This window comes from Ancylobacter sp. FA202, from assembly GCF_000380205.1.
Classification (GTDB): domain Bacteria; phylum Pseudomonadota; class Alphaproteobacteria; order Rhizobiales; family Xanthobacteraceae; genus Ancylobacter.
Genome location: NZ_KB904818.1, coordinates 4000557 through 4018484 on the forward strand (window position 1 = coordinate 4000557; position 17928 = coordinate 4018484).

Here is a 17928-nt window from a genome sequence, read left to right on the forward strand (position 1 = left end):
TCAACCTTTGCGTTTCTGGCGCGACGGAGCTGCCCGCGTCGCATCGGTGGGCTCTTCATGAAGCGCGCGCTCGACGGTGACCGTCTCCCAATCCCTGGCGATGAATGGATTGAGATCGTCCGCCAGCTCACCCGTCCGGATCGCGTAGACGTCGGCGAAATGGGCGACCGACAAGCTGTCCGAGGAGGCCAACAGGCACTCGCCGATGGCATCCTGGACGTATTCGACGAGGATGCCGAACTGATACAGGGCCGCATGCAGGAGCCGGGCAGCGAACTCGTCGGTGAGGATCGCTTCATGCTCGATGCCAGGGCACAGCCGCGCGATGCTCCGCACGATGCCCTTGACCGCTTCCGCGTGGTCCGGGAAGCGCAGCCGATGGAACCTCAGCACGCGCACCCGCCGCATCATGGATTCATCGGACTGGCAGAAACGGGCCAGCGTCGGGCAGCCCGACAGGATGAGCCAGGTCTGCCATTCGCTTTCCTCCATCATGCGCTTGAGGGTGTTCTCCATCTCCTGAAGCATGCTGCCGGAGATGATCTCGGCACCGTGCTGCCCCTCGTCGATGTGGAGGATGCGAATTCCATTCTCCTTCATGAGAGTCCGAACGAAGCCCCACACCTGGGAGTGCTTGATCTCTCTCCTGCCATGGTAGCCAAGGCGCCGGGCGATCTCGTTGCCGAGGGCGCCGAGGGTGAAGGGCGAGGGCGCGACCACGGACAGGAGCGGCGAGGACCGATCTTCCGTTCCGAACCCGCTGAATTCCGGGCGCGACTGGAAGGTGTGCCGCAGGATTCGCGACTTTCCGGCACCCGCCTCACCGACGATCACCAATGCCCGACCACCCCGAATGGTCCCTTTCGGCACGGGCGCTCCGGGCTGCCGACCGAGTTCAACCAGCATGGAATCCAGCAGCCAGTCGATCTGCTGACTCACCTGGTCACCGAACTCCGTCGGCAGGTAAACGGACGTGACGCGCGCCATCGCCTCATTCACGCGGCGCCGCTTCTCGGACTGATTTTCGAGGACGCGCTGAAGGAACGCGTCGTCCTTCGTCGGTTCCGAAATGGTCGTGGTCATTCCCCCTCCTTCAGAAAGCTGGACCCGAGACCACGGCGCCGGCGGGAAACGGAGCCTTCGGGCTTGTCCGCTGCATCTTCATTCATCGCCACGGGTTCACCGCCGCCTTCGTCAACGCTCGCCACACACGAATTCCAAGGCGCGTCGATGATCCCCTCGAAAGTGGTGCCCCTCTCTTCAGCGGGCCTGATGTCCAGGTGCTTGCACGCCTCCTGTTCGTGGTGCAGCAGCATCTCCGCCGTCATGGTGGAGGGACCGATCCCAGCCGCCACGGCCGACACCCTGGCCATCTGCCGAATGTCCTGAAGGGCGGCCAGAACGACAGGTTCGCGCAGCTTCGCGAGGTCAGCGTGCCGCTGCCGAGTGCGGTTCACGGTGGCGAGCCATTCATGGGCGCTCACCCCCTCCATCCAGTCGAAGTCGCAATGAACGGTGAACCAGGTGGCCCCTGCTTCATCCGCGCAGACCGAGATCGCGCCGAGGTTGCGCAGATCAGCACGAATGCGGACTTTCTTCTGTCCGATCCGCTGGCGCAGCTTGGCGAGCCTGTTGTCGGCGCTGCGGCGATAGAAGAGGCCCATGAACCGGATGCCCCGGTTCTGGATCTGACGAAGGTCATTGAAGCCGAAGACGGCACGCATCACGGCCGGGGACGGCGGAGGGCGCACCTGGTATTCCTCGCTAAGCCGCGCCCAGGCGTCATTCGGGGTTTCTCCGCCGAGACCGGCATGAGGCTCGTTGTGGTAGACATCCACGACCCAGCGGACCAGCGCCTTGCCGAGAACCTCAGCCGTGACATTGGCAACGGCGGCCGGATCGTATTTCCCCTTCTCTGCGATCCCGGAGAAGGTGCGCCCCTGGAACAGGGGCATGAGCTGGCGATCCAGCGTCCCGTTGAACCGTTCGATGCAGGCTCTCGCGTCCGGATGCCCCGCCTTGCCGATCTCATTGTGGGACGCCAGATCCGTCACGGCGGCGCGGAAACGGTACGCGATGAACTCGCTACCCGAGTCGCTGACCACCTCCTCGGGGGTAAGCACATGGTTCCATGCTTCACGGCAACCGGCGGCCAATGCCACGTCGGTCCTGTCCCGACACACCATCTCCAGCGTTTCCAGCGACGTCTGCTCATTCGGGTTGAGCGACAGCCGGATGCCGAGAACGACCTTGGTCGCTTCGCAGATCGCGATGCAGACGGTAAGCCGCTGCTTGAGGAGGGTGTTGACGCTCTCGTCGTCCAGGCCGCTCCAGAATTCCTTGGGAAGCTTCAGCACCATGAGCTGGCCGAGCCAATTGTCGATGGCGACGCGTTCGCCCGCAGCCAGGGGGCCGACGCGACGACCGACGATGTGGCACTGCGCACGGGCCGCCTTGGGCCCGTGCCGCGCGCACACGACCTGAAACTTGTCGATCCTTCGAATGGCGCGTTCGAATGTGCTCAGCGAGGGAACCTGCAAAGGCGGCAGATTATCGTTGGCCCGCTTCGCGTTCACGCTCGCAAAGGTGTCGAGGTCTTCATGCTCTCCGGTTGCACGGAGATTCTCGATGCAAGCAGACCCGATCATCAGCTTGTGCAGCAGAGCGGCAGTGGGGCGGTTCCGGTCGAGATAGGCCATCACCCAGCGCTGCATGATCTGGTAGGACTGGGCGGTCGCGAGCCGAGGGGCGTGAAACCCGCTGCGCCCCTTCCGCCGATCCCTGAGTTCCCGGATGTCCCATTCACCGTCGACAAGCCGACGGATGTAGGCGCGGACCGTGCTCGGGCTGGGGGCCTCGAACACCACCCGAGCCTTGCGGGCCTTGAGCCTGCGTTCTCTTGCGGCGGGAAGCGCCTTCTTGCTGCCGCGCCTGCGACCGATATTCCCGTTCGACATCTCCTCGGCGGCCGCCTCTTCGCCAAAGGTCAGCGCAGCTGCCACCTGGGCGATGGCAGGACGCATGGCTTCGTCGGTCATGCTGATCTCACGGGCTGCATGCATGTCGTGGATGCGCCGACAGAGCTTCCAATGAAAATCCAGCACGTTCCGTTCTTCCTGCGGAACATCGAGGCAGGCACCGTGATGGCGGATACGGGCCGCGCGCATGCTCGGCTTGTTGTCCTCGTAGCGCGGATCGATCTTGCCGGTGGCGACAAGGTCGTCGAACTCCCGTCCGCTGATGAGCTGGTCCAAATGCGGCGGTGCCACCGGGCGGATGGTCACCACATCGCGAATCCGGCTGACGAACTGATAGAGCCGTTCTTCCGGACCGGTGATGGCGAAGACATGCCCGACCGGAAAGCCAAAGTTTCCGCGGGGCCTGTAATCAGGCTGCGCGCTGGTCATCATGTGCACCTCCGTTGTTCGGGTTGGTTTCAGTTCGGCCGGATGCGGACGAGGCAGTCGGCCGAGATGCGGGTCTGGTCCTTGACGATCAGGACGCCCGAACCGATCAAGCGCACCGCGGCATTGAAGCCGGAGCCACCGGCGCCGATTGCGCGCGCGAGGTCTCCAAGGCGGCACCAGCCATCAAGCTTCGCCGCCAGTTCCATCGCGATGCGATCCGCCATCGGGTCGACAAAGCCCCGTGCGCGAAGAACGAGGCGAGCATCGGCGGCGTCATCGGGATGAGCATGCTGCTCGGTGCGGAGCACGTAGAGATCGGCGAAGTTGGGGCCGACCTGGGCCCGGATGAGTTCCAGAGTGCTCTGGATCCCGGACCGAGCGACACGCCCGCTCGGCTTGAGCGCCACCGCGACCCGCCGGCCATCGCGCAGGAGCAACAGTGCGTCAAAGGTGTGCTTCTTCTGGCGGCCGGACCGATCCTTGTAATAGACCGCGGGCGGCTGCTCATGGACATCGGCCACGTCGCGGGAGACCAACGTTACGTAAAGGAAGTCTCGCTCAAGGTGGCTCTCATAGTTGAACGCTCTGTTCCGCGCGCGGTCGACGATGGTTCCACGATAGGAAGCGGTGGAGCGCAGAGGCATGGGGCGCGAGGCGCGGCTCCGCTCAGGGAAATAAATTTCTGCGTCAGACGAAGTATTCACGGCGCATATCTCCTGATTCCGCGGCTGAAACAGCGCGGTTGATTTCGGCGGTCGAAGCAGAACGGGGCTCAGCCCGCGCTGCGTATCGAGCGCGCTATCGGGAGACGGGTGCTGGGGAGGGCGCGGCGGAAATCGATGACGTCGAACATTGACCACTCCTCCTGGTGAGCGCTTGGCGCTGGTTGCAGACGACGGAGGATGGTCAGACCCGCCCGGATTCGATCTGTCGATCGTCACCGGTGGGCGCGGCATCCTCTAGGTGAGCCCGCGATCACTCGCGGGGTTCGAAGTCAGTCCGGGAGGGAAGTGATCAGCTTTGCATTCCCGCACGAGCCACGGATCAAATCCGAGGCCTTGACGGCGGGACGTAGCGGATAGGGTAGCTCTCAGGCAGTGCGCACTGCCAAGACATTGACCCGACCGCGGACGTGCCGCCGATCGCGTATCGCTATGATGTCGTTGGAGTGCATGGTTACCTCTGAAGAGTTCACCCTGATACCCGGCGTCGAGAGGCAATGCAAGATCCGAAAGGCGAATACCTGGAAATTACTCGGCTTGGTGTTCACGGCACCCCGTCCTCGGTTCGGGCTGCGCATGTGTCATCTCCTGAGGGCTGCCTGGTCCCTCAGGATTGAAGAGCAAGGATTCACGGCGCGATCGGCCGTCCAGGGCACTCCGCAACTTGTCTGTCGGAAAGGCCCATATCCTATGCCTAACCGCATTAGGGCTTCGCTGGTGTATCATTACGTCAAGGCCCACGGATTCGTCATACGCTGTTGGCCGACGGTAGAGATTTCGAGCGTTGATCTGCTTGGAATTCGCGGCGAGTGGTGACGGAAGCGCGACGGCAATCCGATGAGGCGAGCGATTTCGACGAACGTATCCCATTCGAAAGGCGGTCGTCATTTGGACCAGCCGGAACGGCAGCTCGACCAAATCCAATCCTGGCATTATACCAGTGCTATAAAAATATTTCACCTGAAGAATGCCTCTCCCCTTCCATTGGCCTCGACAAGCTTCATGCCTCTGCGGCCGGGAGTGCCAATTCCTGGATTTCTTTGCCAGGCCGCGCGGACCCTGCTCAACGTGTCGCAGGCGTGGCTTTGGCATCAGGCCGCCGTGTCGAAGAAGACCATCAATGATTTCGAAAACGGGTTTGTCGAGCCCCGCGATGAGATAATCGGCCGTATACGACGTGCACTCGAAGCCGGAGGCGCGCAGTTCGTGTTCGGTGAAGATGTCCTCGGAGTGGTCGTATATCGGTCGAGCGAGGAAGAGAGTCTCAGTTCGCGATCGGCCAAGAGGCGGACCAGATGAAGTTGGGCGTTAAACATATATGACATAACGTGTGGACAAAATTTATATCAATGCTATAATTATTTTCATAGGATGAAGGCGTCTCATTTGCCTCGGCGATGCCGTTAGGTTCGCTGCAAGCAATCTAGCCGAGCGACCCATCCATCCGTTCATCGGAAGTGCGTTTCGTTCCCATCATTCAAGGGCTTTGGCAGCCATGATTGGCTGCGGGCATCAATGAACCGTGGAGAGCCGCATGATCACGGACCGACGTTTTCAATCTACGAATGCTCTACTGACCGCCAACAGCGGTGAGCGCCGAGGTCCCGGCAGGCGCAAAAGAAATCTGGCAACACTCCAACGCTACAAGGTGAGGGATCAAAGCAGGTTGGCAATTCTCATCGATGACGAAATCTATGACGTCATCGATGCCGATTTCGATGATCTACGGTGCGAGCCGAGTACGCTGCTGAGAGTGGCAAACCAAATCTGAGCTTCATCCTCGATTGCTCGTTCGGCGAGGCCATTGAAGACGAGTTCTGCTCTCGACGCAGGCGCATAGCCCGGGGCCGCGGGTAATTTTCGCGTGCACATGCCTGCCGCGAAGAGGCGCACGCCGCCCACGCCAGTGCCGAGGGTGCCTGATGCCCGTCAATGGAGGTTCATAGTGGACAAACAGACAAACGCCGGGCCGGACGTTGAGAGGCTGCTCGGCGCCGCGGGTGAGCTCGCGGAGATCCTGGATTCCGAGATCGAGACAATCATCGGAGCGCTGGCGGACATAATCCGGAGACGGATCGCTTTTGAGCGAGCGAAAGCCGAGTTCGGCGCGGACGCCCGGACCCGCTGACCAGCATCTCGGGCAGTCGGCGCTCGGCACCGCTGCCCTCACGCGAGCGAAGGTGGGCCAACCTCTCGGCGGCGCTGCGCGACTGGCGCGGCGCTGGCGTGCCTTCCGTCTGAACGGAATTGCATCACTCCCATGCAAATGACAGGAGAACGAGCGATGCCCAGCTTGGCTGAAAAAGTCGCTTCCGCGACGGCCGATCTGCGTCGTCTGGCAAAAGGATGGCGGCCTTCGGAGACCGATCTCATCGGCGCCGTCGGTCTGAAAAACTGGATGGTTGCGATCGACGGCGAGATGCCGGTGCTGATCGGGGAGTCGGTGGGCCATCCGCATCTGGGCGATCAATGGATCACGACCAGTCCTGTTCTGTGGATCAGCGAGGACCGGACAATCGCGCGCACTCTCAGTCGCTGGTATCGCCTCGGCACGTCCGCATTGCCGCCCCCCAAGGAGCCCCTTTCCAAGCACTACCACTGACGAGCGTCGCCCAGAAAAGCTTACGAGGAGCTGCGCTCCTGGGACACCTCGATCGGCTTTCGTCGTAACTTGCGGCGCCTGCCACGTCTGCGCGCCCTCTCGGACCTCATCATCGAGCGGCTGGCGAGGGCCTGACCCTTCTGCGTGCCTGAATGCCCGAGATGGCGGCGCACGGCGGACTTTCGCATCAGTGTGTCGGGAGGGCTGCTTTGGGTCAGAGCGGGCCTGACCGGATTCGCTGGAAGTCCCTGGGCAGCAGGCGACAGTAAGGTCGAGACACAAGACCGACGATTTCAAAAATAACGGGACTGGCAAAAAATGCGAGACTCGTTATTTTTGAACCGATGCCAGAGAAGCTACCACGCACCCGTTGTGCGAGATGACGCTGGCAGCCCATGGCGCGGTGCCGATCAACTGGCCATGCGTCGGCGGCCGCCGGCACGTCAGCGTCAGGAAAATGCGGCCATCTCTGCCCTTTAAAGACGCATGGCTGCCGAATCGAAAGTGTCCGCTTTGCGCCCTCATCTCGGCCGTAGAGATCGCACCTGCGATTTCCTGAAAGCAGACTTTGCTTCTTACCGTTTTACGGGTCTTGGATGCGCCACCAAAGCGGCCACCTATGAACCTCCTTCCAAAGTCCTGAGAGCACTGCCCGGCTATTTCGGATCTCTCGCGCACCCTATCCCTTCCGAGACACCGAACGTTGGGTTCGGGCCGACAATGGAAGGTTCAGACGATGGCACTCAAGGATATTCTGCGCGGGCAACTCGGTTTTGGCGCGGCGCCCCTCGGCAACATGTTCCGGGACATCCCGGAGGCTGAGGCGCGCGCGACTGTCGAGGCAGCCTGGCATGACGGCATCCGCTACTACGACAACGCACCCTTCTACGGCGCGGGCCTCGCCGAAATCCGCATGGGCGAGGTGCTGGCCGGCAAACCGCGAAACGAATTCGTTATCAGCACCAAGGTCGGACGCGTGATCCTCGACGAGATCGAGGACGTCAGCGCCCGCGATCTCGGGGAGAAGGGCGAGGTCTTCAAGTATGGCCGCCCCAACAAGATCGTGAATGACTACTCGGAAGACGCCACCTATCGGTCCATCGAGGACAGCCTCAAGCGCCTGAAGGTCGACCATATCGATATCGCCTTCGTCCATGACGTGGCGCAGGACTTCTATGGCGACGAATGGCTCGCCCGGTTCGAGGAAGCGCGTAAGGGCGCCTTCCGCGCACTCGACCGCATGCGCGACGAAGGCGTCATCAAGGCCTGGGGCCTGGGCGTCAATCGAGTCGAGCCTATCGAGCTGCTGCTGGCGCTGGAGGAGCCGCGCCCTGATGGTTTCCTCCTGGCCGGGCGCTACACGCTGCTCGACCACGATCACGCCCTGCAGCGCGTGATGCCTTTAGTCCAACAGCGCGGCCTCGGCATCGTGGTCGGTGGTCCCTACAGCTCGGGCGCGCTCGTCGGCGGACCCAACTTCGAGTACGCCCCGGTGACGCCCGCCATGAACGCCCGCATAGCGGAGATCAAGGCCATCACGGACCGCCACGGCATCTCTATGAAGGCGGCCGGGCTACAGTTCGCGCTCGCCCATCCTGCCGTCGCTGCTGTCATTCCCGGCGCCAGCCGCCCTGAGCGGATCGCCGAGGACGGCGCCGCCCTACGCGAGACCATCCCGGCAGCGTTCTGGGCTGAACTGCGCGAGCGCAACCTCGTCAATCCGGCGGCGCCACTCCCCAGCGTGGGCTGACACTCCGATCTAATCTCCCGCCACCGCGTCAAAGGCCCCGCCTCGGACGCGGTGGCATTGCGTGTAAAGGGGCACATGGCGTGAAGCGCCTAGCCGTGCACCAGAAATTTTTGCATGCGCGGCACGGCGAAATCCAGGAACGCCCGGACGCGCGCGGGCAGAAACTGCGCGCCCCGGAAGAGGGCATGGACATCGTCCGCGACGCCGAGGTCGCTATCGGCCAGAAGCTCGACCAGTTCGCCCCGGGCGATGGGTTCACGCAGATGGTAGTCGGCGAGCCTGATGATGCCGACGCCAGCAATCGCCATGCGGCGGAGCGTGTCGCCGTTGTTGACGAGCAGGGACCCGCTCAACATCCGCTCAACGATCCGTCCGCCCTCGCGCATGGGCCAGACCGGCATCGCCCGCCGGAAATTGAAGCCGAGACAGTTGTGGTGGACGAGATCCTCCGGCGTGGCGGGCGTGCCGTGGCGCGCGAGATAGGCCGGAGAGGCGACAATGCGCCGTCGCGTCTCGCCTATCTTGCGCGCCATCAGATTGGAATCCATGAGCTTGCCCACCCGGATCGCAACATCGGTACGATCGAGATAGAGGTCGACCACCTCGTCCGAGAGTGAGAGATCGACGATGACTTTCGGGTAAGCCTCGAAAAAGGCCGGCAGGACTGGCTCCAGGGCCGCGGAGCCGAAGCTGACCGATGAGGTCACGCGGACCACGCCCTCGGCCTCGGCGCCGCCCTGGGCGATCTGCTGCTCGGTTTCGTCGAGCTGGCCAAGTAGGGCCTGGCTGCGCTCGTAATAGAACTGGCCTTCCCTGGTCAGAGCCAGCCGGCGGGTGGATCGCTCGATCAGGCGCACCCCCAGCCGCGTTTCCAGGCGCGCGATCAGCTTGGACACCGTCGACGGCGTCATCAGCATCAGCCGGGCCGCTTCGGAAAAGCTTCCCGCCTCGACGACGCGAACGAACACCATCATCTCGCCAGCGCGATTGTCCATGCCGGACCTTTGATCTGGATTGCCCGAACGGGCGACCTAACACGCCATCTGATTTCCGTCCCGCGATCTGTGAAGCAATCTCCAAAATCCAGTGAAAAGCGGCCGTCTAATCAGCGCGACGGCGCCATGCGATCTCAACCCGCGACGGCCACCGCCCACCGGCTCGGCCCGCAATGAAAGGATCGCAGACATGTCCGCCTCCCCCTCCGCCTCCCTTCCGGTCGATGTCGATCGTTCCTCGTCCCGACAGCAAACTCGGGACACCGCCGCTGATCGCGGGGGCACCCCGACGCTCCTCGCGCTCGCCTTGGGGAGTTTCGTGATCGGCACGTCGGAATTCGCGAGCATGGGCATCATCCAGCTCTTTTCCGAAAGCCTCGGACTTACGGTGCCGCAAGCAACCGGCGCGATCACCGCTTATGCCTTCGGCGTGGTCGTTGGCGCTCCCCTGGTCACCCTGACCGCCGCCCGGCTCAATCGCCGCACGCTGCTGCTGGCGTTGATGGCCCTGTTCATGGCTGGCAATCTGTTGTCCGCGGTGGCAAGCGACCTAGGCTGGCTGATGACGGCGCGGTTCATTAGCGGCCTTCCGCAGGGCGCCTATTTTGGTGCCGGCGCCGTGGTCGCGGCCCATGTGGTCGGCGCCGGACAGGCGGGACGGGCCTTCGCTATCGTCATGACGGGGCTGACCGTCGCCACCATTTTTGGCTCGCCGTTGGCCACCTTCATGGGGCAGGCTCTGGGATGGCGCGAGACTTACCTAGCCGTCGCGATCCTCGCCGCTTTCGCCTTCGCGGCCCTCTGGCAGTGGGTGCCGCGCACTTCGGCGCTGGATGGGGTGCCGGTGATCCAGGAGCTGTCCGCGCTTCGCAAGGTGTCGGTGTGGGGCATGATGATGGTCGCCGCCAGCGGCGTCGGCAGCATCTTCGCCGTCTACACGTTCATCGGTCCCATCGTTACGGACGCCGCTGGCCTGCCCGCTGCCATGATCCCGATCGCGTTGGGCGCCTTTGGGCTGGGCATGACGGCCGGCAACCTGTTTGGCGGCTGGCTTGCGGATCGCCATCCGGCGCTGGGGATCGCAATTGGCTATGGCAGCGCGTTGGTCGTGATGGCTGGGCTGGCCATGGGTGGCACGTCAGTCTGGCTGCTGCTGCCGGGTCTGTTTGGCGTTGGAGCGGCGATGATGGTGGCGATCCCCACCATCCAGGTGCGCCTCACCACCTTCGCCCCGGAAGCCCCGACCTTGATGGGCGCGATGAACCTCGCTTCGCTGAATGCAGCCAATGCACTCGGCGCTTGGAGCGGCGGGCTCGCCATTGACGCGGGCTTTGGCCTCCTCTCGGCAGTCTGGGCCGGCTTCGGCCTCACGCTCGCCGGTCTCGCTATATTCGGCCTCACGCTCCTGGGGCGGGATTGGCACAGGCGTTAGGCCGATATTCGTACTCCCGCTTCGTGACTGAGCTGGGATTCCACTGCGCCGCTGGTCGGCAGCGACCTCTTCGATGAGTGGGCGGGCACGCGAGCCCGAAGAGCAGCCGACCGGCGTCACCTATGACATGTCGTCCAAAGTCATGAGATCGCTGTCCGCCCATTTCAGATCTCTGGCGCGCTCGATCCTTTTCCGGACGCGGAACGCTGAGAGAAAGCGATCCGCTCGGTTAGCATCCACCCCGTAAGCAAGCTTTCGGTCCGAAAAGGGTCAGCTCAGGACGCCACGTCGGTTAACGACGACGGCCGCTCTTGACTGATCTGACGCCAAAAGCCGCCATTCCGGATACGGCCCCAAAGCCGCCGACAAGCCCTCGCTTGCCGTGGCTCGCAATCGAGCCAATGCGGCGGGGATTATCGGTCTCTTCCGCAGGCCGTCCTGGTTGCTCACACTCGGACGGCACCACCCGTCGCAAAACACCTGTTTCTGGCGGCATGATCCTGCCGGGTCGGCGCGCGTTGGAAGGCCCGCGATCACGGTCCCGCTGAGATGAGATGGGCCAATGGAGTGCCGACTCAATCGAGCGCCAGTTGGCGCACCAGGGTGCCAACGCCATCCGCCGGGGCTACACCATGCGGCGCAGAAAGAACGCTGTACGGATAATCGTGGATGACTGTACCCGCGAGGCAGCCGGCGGACGACAGAACCCGCACCTGTTTGAGGCGTTTCTCAGAAACGCAGCTGACCGCCCAGCTTGATGCCGACACCGGTACGGTCCTCGGTGAAGTCGAAGCTGCCCTGCACGAACCCACTATAGCTGTTGCTCAGGTCGCTGACCGCAAGGCCCAGGCTCAGATCGCCATAGAGGCCCTTCTGGTCACCAACATAGCTCGCATCCAGCGCCGTGACGGTGACATTGTCGTCCGCCAAAAACTCATAGCCCAGCGTCGCAATGGCGTAGGGCTTGAGCAGGACGGTCTCGCGCCGGATATTGGCCGCGACGCGCAGGCGCCCCTCGGCGGCGAGCCCGGTGGTGTCGTCGAAGCCGGCGGCGATGTTGGCGACATCGACCGTATCGAAGGAGGTGTAGCTCGCCTGCATCGCCACGGAGGGTTCGACCAGCAGCTCACCATAAGTGAGGCGAATGCCCGTCTCGACCCGACCGCCGACGCTCGATCCGCTGAAATCGGTACTGACGGAGGCGAGCGACATGTCGACGTCGAACACCTGCCCCATCAGGATGCCGTTCACGAACATCCCGCTTTCGGTGACATAGGTGCCATAGGCACCAAACACCGGCCCATCGACCGTGGCATCCGTGGCGGTGGCGTTGAAGTCGAGGGTCGAGCGCCCGTAGCCGGCAATAAGTCCCGCGGCGACGAAGTCATGGCCGAGCTCGCGGGCGACATCGATGCCGCCCTGGAAGATGCCGGTATCCATGTCATAGCCGTCGCCTGTCGACGTCATGCCGCTCGCCTTCAGCCACGCACGTGCCGTCGGAGACGAAGACCCCTTGTCGACGCCGGAGAAGGCCGACGACGGTGCCTTGGTCGGCGCATAGGCCATTGGTGCGGCCGGAACGGGCATCCCGGTGAAGAGGGAATCACGCAGGTCGTCGAGGCGCTCGGTGACGAGCTGGGTCGACAGTGTGAGAAGATTGCGCGCGGCATAGGCGGTGCTGCTGAGGGCCGCGGCAGCATCGACATTCAGCCCACGGCTCAGTGACCAGGTCTCGTCCTCGCCGCTGGCGTAGTTCAGCCCATAGCTGATGAGACCCACGTCTTGGTCCATGTAGAAGTGGCCCGCGCCCGCCGGTGCGTCGCCTGCCACCGTGACCACCGTGACAGGTGCCGTGCCTCGCCAGTCGAGCGTGGCAAGTTGCAAGGGATTGGCCAGCAGAACTTCGGTCCGGCCGCTCACGTCGCCATCGATGGTGAGGCTGGGAAGGGCGGAAAGGCCGAAGCCGGGCGACGAATGAAGCAGCAGTCGGGCGGCACCACTGGCGGCGTAGTCGCCGAAGATCGCGGTCGCGCCGGCCTGCGAGCCGGTCGAAACGAGATGGATCACGCCGCTATTGGCGAAGTCGCCCTCGAAGCCGGTCTTGTCCAGGGCCCAGAGCGCCCCGCTATTGCTGAAGACGCCCGAGAGGGCGTTCGGCGTGATGGACGACACGCCGGTGACAACCCAGGTGCCGGAATTGCTGACCTCGACCGCACCGGTCGTGTCCGGCACGTCGATGCCCTCCGAGACGGCGGCCGGCGCCTCCACGACGACGCGCCCGAACATCAGGCCCGCATTGGTGATGTTCACCTCGTCGGCCTTGACCGCTGCAAAGATGGCAAGGTTGCCCGCGGCGTCGGCCAGGCCGCCCAGCTCGGTCATCGACAGGGAGCCGATGCGCCCGGCGACGAAGCCGTCATCAAGGTCGAGGCCTGCCCCTACGACGCCGCCGGCTTCATTAGTGAAGGAGGCGGTGCCCACGTCACCCGACAGAGTGACCAGGCCAAAGGTGCCCTGAGGATCCGCCACGGTGGCGAAGGCCGTGATGATTCCGCTGTTGGTGACGGTAAGGTCGCCGCCCATGGCGCCTTCATAGCCGGGAATGTCGCCGACGATGACGGCGCCGTCCTGCGCGCCGACGTGGATGGCGGTGGTCGCGCCCTTGATGAGGCCAGCATTGTCGACGACCACGTCGCCATCGGTGCTCATCATCCAGGCGCCCCAGCCGTTCGGCGCGACAATGCGGCCGCCGGCGAGGTTGACCAGTTCCGCCTTGCCGACGGTCTGCGACCAGATGTGCACGCCGTTGTAGAGCGTCGTGTAAACGGTCCGGTCGGGGTTGTCATAGGCGGTGATCGAGCCGCTATTGACGATGGTGGCGTCGCCGGAGACCGATCCGCCGGCCCACACATTGGCGCCCGGTCCATCATAGGACGTTATCGTCCCGCGGTTGGTGAGGATGGCGGTGTTCTTGTCCGACCACACGACCACGCCACGGCGACCATTCGAGGTCACGACGCCGTTGACATCGTTCACCACGCTGGCGAGGCCGTTATAGCTGTTGACGCGAAGACCGTCGTTCAGCGCCGTGACCGAACCGTCATTGTAGATGCTGACCGCGACAGGTTCCGGCGCAGCGTAGCCGCCGTCAGCCAGAATGCCGTACGTATCCCAGGCGCTGTACGTGGTGTAGGTGGTCGAAACCGTCCCGTAATTGGCGATCGACACGCCTCCGCCATTGGCGAGGCCCAAAATGCCGTTTGTGCCCATCGGATCGGGCGAGGTGCCGGCGATGACGGTGCCGTAATTGGTGATGATGACGTTGCCGCCGACATAGGTATCGCCGTCCGGCCAGCTTCCCGGTTCGGTGGCGGCGACGTAGACGCCGGTCTGGTCCGGCGAGATGAGGACTCCCTCGCCGATATTGACCGTGATGTCGCCGCGCACGGTGCGCACGTCGACGCCATCGTAAAGCTGCCCGAGAACCGTGGTGGACCCGGTCAGATTCAAGGTGATGTCGGTGGGATTGGCGGCGTCGTCATTGGCCTTGAACAGGATGCCCGGGCCACCATCAGTGTCGGAATCGAAATAGCCATTGTCGACATTCAGCGTCGCGGCGGGCCCGGTGGCCGTCGCCGACAGACGTTCATCGGTGCAGGTGAGTATCGTGACGGTGCCTTCATAGGTCACCGTGCCGGCATTCGTGCAGGCCGGGTCGGCATGAGCGGAAGGGAACGCCAGCCAGACGCTTCCCGACAATACCAACCCCGCCACAACCGATGGTGTGCCAACGACCCTCATTCCCGCCTCCGACTTTAGTCGATTCCCCGCTCCTGAATGGACGAGAAAGGAGGGGAAGCCAAGATGGGTTGCTGGCTTACTTGTGGTTGAGTCGCCATTTTACGCGAAATGTTGCTGGTATGTGACAACGGTCAGGTCGCCCGTGCGACTTGCGCCGGCCAGCAACGGCAAGCGAGGGTTTGTCGGCGGCCTTGGGGCCGGAAGACGACTGGCCGGTCTTGGGGAATTCAGACGAGAAGCGGACATATCGCCGATGAATGTCCGAGGCCGAAACTGCCCCTTATCGGATGTTAAGAGCGTCCGCTTGTCGCGACGCGGCTGTTCGATCCAACGAAGACCGCCGTAGCCAATCAGCTCGAAGCTGTTGGCAGCCTCTGAGGTGGGGCGGGAAAACACACGCCTGAGTTTAGGGGTGGCCCTTGCTTTGGTAGCGTCGTTAGTTGAGCGTGCGACTACGGCCTGAACCGCCCCGCGTTTTCTAGACGCCCTCGGCTTTGGCTTTGTGCTGCCGTTCGAACTCGATTGGGGACAGCATCCCATTGCGTGCGTGCTTGCGGGTGGGGTTGTAGAACATCTCGATGTAATCGAACACGTCCCCGCGTGCCTCGTCGCGCGTGCGGTAGACCTTGCGGCGGATACGCTCGCGCTTGAGCAGGTTGAAGAAGCTCTCGGCCACGGCGTTGTCATGGCAGTTGCCGCGCCGGCTCATGGATGGCTCCAGGTCGTGGTGCTTCAGGAACGACGCCCATTCCATGCTGGTGAACTGGCTCCCCTGGTCCGAATGCACCAGCACACGGCCCTTCGGCTTGCGTCGCCAGACGGCGGCCAGCAGCGCCTGAAGCACGACGTTGGTCGTCTGCCGGGCCTGCATGGACCAGCCGACGACGCGGCGGGAGAAGAGGTCGATCACGACCGCCAGATAGGCGAAGCCTTCGTGGGTGCGGATGTAGGTGATGTCGGTCACCCAGGCCTTGTCCGGCGCCTCCGCGTCAAACCGGCGATCGAGCGTGTTGTCGACCGCCAGGGATGGCTTGCCTCCATAGTGGCCGGGGCGGCGCTTGTAGCCGATCTGCGCTCGGATGCCGGCAAGCCGCGTCAGCCGCGCAACTCGGTTGGGACAGCAGCTCTCGCCCATGTCCGCCAAGTCATCGTGGAGCTTTCGGTAGCCATAGACCTTGCCGCTCTCGCTCCATGCCGCGCGGATCAGCTCGGTCTGTCGGTGGTCTTCCTGCGCGCGCTTGCTCAGCGGATCCTTCAGCCAGGCGTAGAAGCCACTGGGCTGGACACGCAGGCACCGACACATGGCACGGATCGAAAACAGCAGGCGATGCTCAGCGATGAACGCGTACTTCACTTTGCATCCTTGGCGAAGTACGCGGCTGCTTTTTTTAGGATGTCGCGCTCCTCCGTAACGCGTTGCAACTCGCGCTTCAGCCGGCGGACCTCCGCAGCCTGATCGTCATCGCGGGCCACGGCGGCAGGCTTGCCGTACCGTTTCCTCCACTCGTAGAGCGAGTACTTGCTGATCCCCAGTCGCGCCGCCACCTCCGCAACCGGATAGCCCCGCTCGGTGATCTGAAGGACCGCGTCGCGCTTGAAGTCCTCGGTGAAGTTCGCCTTGCCCATTGGGGCCTCCTTGCCTCAAAATTTAGGGAAGAAGGCGTCCAGGAATCTAGGGGCGGTTCAGTCGCGCAGACCCGTTCAAGGGTCAGCACCACATCCTCACCCCGATAGCTGAACCGCGCATCCACGACCGGTGAGAACCGGGAGAATGTATCGACGATCGTCAGCACGCGGATCTTTCGCCCGGTCGCCAGTTGGTCATGAACGAAGTCCATGGCCCAGGTCTCGTTCGTTCGGGTGGCCACCCGACGGTCGTCCCGCAGCTTCGCCTTCACCCGGCGCTTGGGTACCTTGTTGCGCAATTGCAGCCCCAACTCCTTGTAAAGACGATAGATCCGCTTTGGATTGACCGCCCATCCGTCTCTGCGCAACAGGACGTGGACCCGGCGATATCCGTACCGTACCCGCGTCTCGCAGATCTCCTTGATGCGCTGCTTCAGCTCGGCCTGCGTGCCACGCTTCGACTTGTAGACGTAAAGAGCCCGATCGATCCGGAGGGCGGCGCAGGCGCGCCTGGCCGACACCTTCCAATCGCTGCGAACCTTGTCGACAAGCTCCCGCTTACGCGCAGGCCTCAGAGCTTTTTTGACAGCACGTCCTGGAGCATGGCCTTGTCGAGCGACAGGTCCGCGACGATCCGCTTCAGCTTGGCGTTCTCCTCCTCGAGCTGACGCAGCCGCTTCATCTCCGAGGGCATCAACCCCGCATACTTCTTCCGCCAATTATAGAACGTCGCGTCCGAGATGCCCGCCTTCCGGCAGACCTCCGCGACCGGCGCACCATCCTCCGCCTGCTTCAGCACGAAGGCGATTTGCGCCTCCGTGAACTTCGACGTCTTCATGGAACTCTCCTCGTCCCCGACACAGGGATCATAAGTGGAAAATTCCAGTTCAGACCGGCCTAAATCGGCGGGAGCACGTCAACATCTCCGCCAATTTTACAGCGAGACCGGGCGCCCCTCGATCGACCCGGAACTGATGATCCGTATGCTGCTCGTCGGCGATTGCTTCGGCATCCGCTCGGAGCGGCGGCTATGCGAGGAGGTGCATCTCAACCTCGCCTACCGTTGGTTCTGTCGGCTCGGGCTGGGAGGGTACGTGCCTGACCATTCCACCTTCTCAAAGAACCGGCATGGCCGCTTCCGCGACAGTGACCTACTGCGCGAGCTGTTCGAGACGACGGTCCGTCGCTGCATCGAGGAAGGTCTTGTCGGGGGCGAAGGATTCGCCGTAGATGCCAGCCTGATCAAGGCGGACGCTAACAAGCAGCGCTCTGCGGTGGGTTTGGAAGCGGTCGATTGGAACGCCCTCGCCGAGAGCCGCCGCTCGGTTCAGGAATATCTCGACACGCTCGACGAGGCGGCCTGGGGTGCGGCCAGCGAGGTGAAGCCGAAGTTCGTGTCGAAATCGGCCCCCCGCGCAGTGGACCGGCGCGCTGAATGGGCATGCCTTCTTCGCCTACGCGACCAACTACCTGATCGATCTCGACCACGCCGTCATCGTCGATGTTGATGCGGCGCAAAGCGGACGTCTTTGAGGGGGCACTCGAGGGGCTTCTAAGGGAGATCAGCCGACGTCCTTCGGCCTCGCCCATGCC

General features: G+C 63.3%; 12 protein-coding genes and 2 pseudogenes. 7 read left to right on the forward strand and 7 right to left on the reverse strand.

The window, feature by feature from the left end:
• From A3M1_RS0118425 to A3M1_RS0118435, 3 genes are read right to left on the reverse strand one after another with little or no spacing between them, the layout of a single operon-like run.
• The gene (locus A3M1_RS0118425) at window positions 1-1083 is read right to left on the reverse strand and encodes an ATP-binding protein (protein ID WP_018390469.1); all 1083 of its coding nucleotides are present in this window, start codon (window positions 1081-1083) and stop codon (window positions 1-3) included.
• Window positions 1080-3410 (reverse strand): DDE-type integrase/transposase/recombinase, encoded by a 2331-nt coding sequence (locus A3M1_RS0118430; RefSeq protein ID WP_018390470.1) that lies wholly within the window; start codon window positions 3408-3410, stop codon window positions 1080-1082. The genes A3M1_RS0118425 and A3M1_RS0118430 overlap by 4 nt, the downstream gene beginning before the upstream one ends.
• Window positions 3411-3436: 26 nt before the next feature.
• On the reverse strand, window positions 3437-4111 hold the full coding sequence (locus A3M1_RS0118435) for a hypothetical protein (protein WP_245261740.1): 675 nt from the start codon (window positions 4109-4111) through the stop codon (window positions 3437-3439).
• 906 nt (window positions 4112-5017) lie between these two features.
• On the opposite strand from A3M1_RS0118435, the gene A3M1_RS26510 reads away from it, so the two are divergent.
• The 5 genes from A3M1_RS26510 (at window position 5018) to A3M1_RS0118455 (ending at window position 8481) form a co-directional block, all read left to right on the forward strand.
• Window positions 5018-5428: a helix-turn-helix transcriptional regulator gene (locus tag A3M1_RS26510; RefSeq protein WP_156029609.1), complete on the forward strand. Its 411-nt coding sequence runs from the start codon at window positions 5018-5020 to the stop codon at window positions 5426-5428.
• Window positions 5429-5663: 235 nt separating this feature from the next.
• Window positions 5664-5900, forward strand: a complete 237-nt coding sequence (locus A3M1_RS26750; RefSeq protein ID WP_156029607.1) for a hypothetical protein — start codon at window positions 5664-5666, stop codon at window positions 5898-5900.
• A 174-nt stretch (window positions 5901-6074) separates the two neighbouring features.
• The gene (locus tag A3M1_RS0118445) at window positions 6075-6257 is read left to right on the forward strand and encodes a hypothetical protein (protein WP_018390472.1); all 183 of its coding nucleotides are present in this window, start codon (window positions 6075-6077) and stop codon (window positions 6255-6257) included.
• Between the two features lie 156 nt (window positions 6258-6413).
• The gene (locus A3M1_RS0118450; RefSeq protein ID WP_018390473.1) at window positions 6414-6731 is read left to right on the forward strand and encodes a DUF6634 family protein; all 318 of its coding nucleotides are present in this window, start codon (window positions 6414-6416) and stop codon (window positions 6729-6731) included.
• Window positions 6732-7467: 736 nt separating this feature from the next.
• The gene (locus A3M1_RS0118455; RefSeq protein WP_018390474.1) at window positions 7468-8481 is read left to right on the forward strand and encodes an aldo/keto reductase; all 1014 of its coding nucleotides are present in this window, start codon (window positions 7468-7470) and stop codon (window positions 8479-8481) included.
• 89 nt (window positions 8482-8570) lie between these two features.
• Here the strand turns inward: A3M1_RS0118455 and A3M1_RS0118460 are convergent, their stop codons facing one another.
• The gene (locus A3M1_RS0118460; protein WP_018390475.1) at window positions 8571-9476 is read right to left on the reverse strand and encodes a LysR family transcriptional regulator; all 906 of its coding nucleotides are present in this window, start codon (window positions 9474-9476) and stop codon (window positions 8571-8573) included.
• A 190-nt stretch (window positions 9477-9666) separates the two neighbouring features.
• Here A3M1_RS0118460 and A3M1_RS0118465 point away from each other — a divergent pair, with 190 nt between their 5' ends.
• A complete protein-coding gene (locus tag A3M1_RS0118465; protein ID WP_018390476.1) occupies window positions 9667-10908 on the forward strand; it encodes an MFS transporter in 1242 nt (413 codons plus the stop codon).
• A gap of 729 nt (window positions 10909-11637) precedes the next feature.
• Here the strand turns inward: A3M1_RS0118465 and A3M1_RS0118470 are convergent.
• The 3 genes and pseudogenes from A3M1_RS0118470 to A3M1_RS26020 all read right to left on the reverse strand — a co-directional run.
• A complete protein-coding gene (locus A3M1_RS0118470) occupies window positions 11638-14709 on the reverse strand; it encodes an autotransporter domain-containing protein (RefSeq protein ID WP_245261741.1) in 3072 nt (1023 codons plus the stop codon).
• Window positions 14710-15187: 478 nt separating this feature from the next.
• A protein-coding gene (locus tag A3M1_RS0118475) for an IS3 family transposase (RefSeq protein ID WP_085930251.1) occupies window positions 15188-16335 on the reverse strand; the annotation gives its coding sequence in 2 pieces (ribosomal slippage) (window positions 15188-16089 and window positions 16089-16335; 1149 coding nt in all).
• 65 nt (window positions 16336-16400) lie between these two features.
• Window positions 16401-17173: pseudogene (locus tag A3M1_RS26020) on the reverse strand (IS3 family transposase); the annotation flags it as partial.
• 67 nt (window positions 17174-17240) lie between these two features.
• On the opposite strand from A3M1_RS26020, the pseudogene A3M1_RS25165 reads away from it, so the two are divergent.
• Window positions 17241-17862 (forward strand): annotated as a pseudogene (locus A3M1_RS25165) (transposase); the annotation flags it as partial.
• Between the last annotated feature and the right edge of the window lie 66 nt (window positions 17863-17928).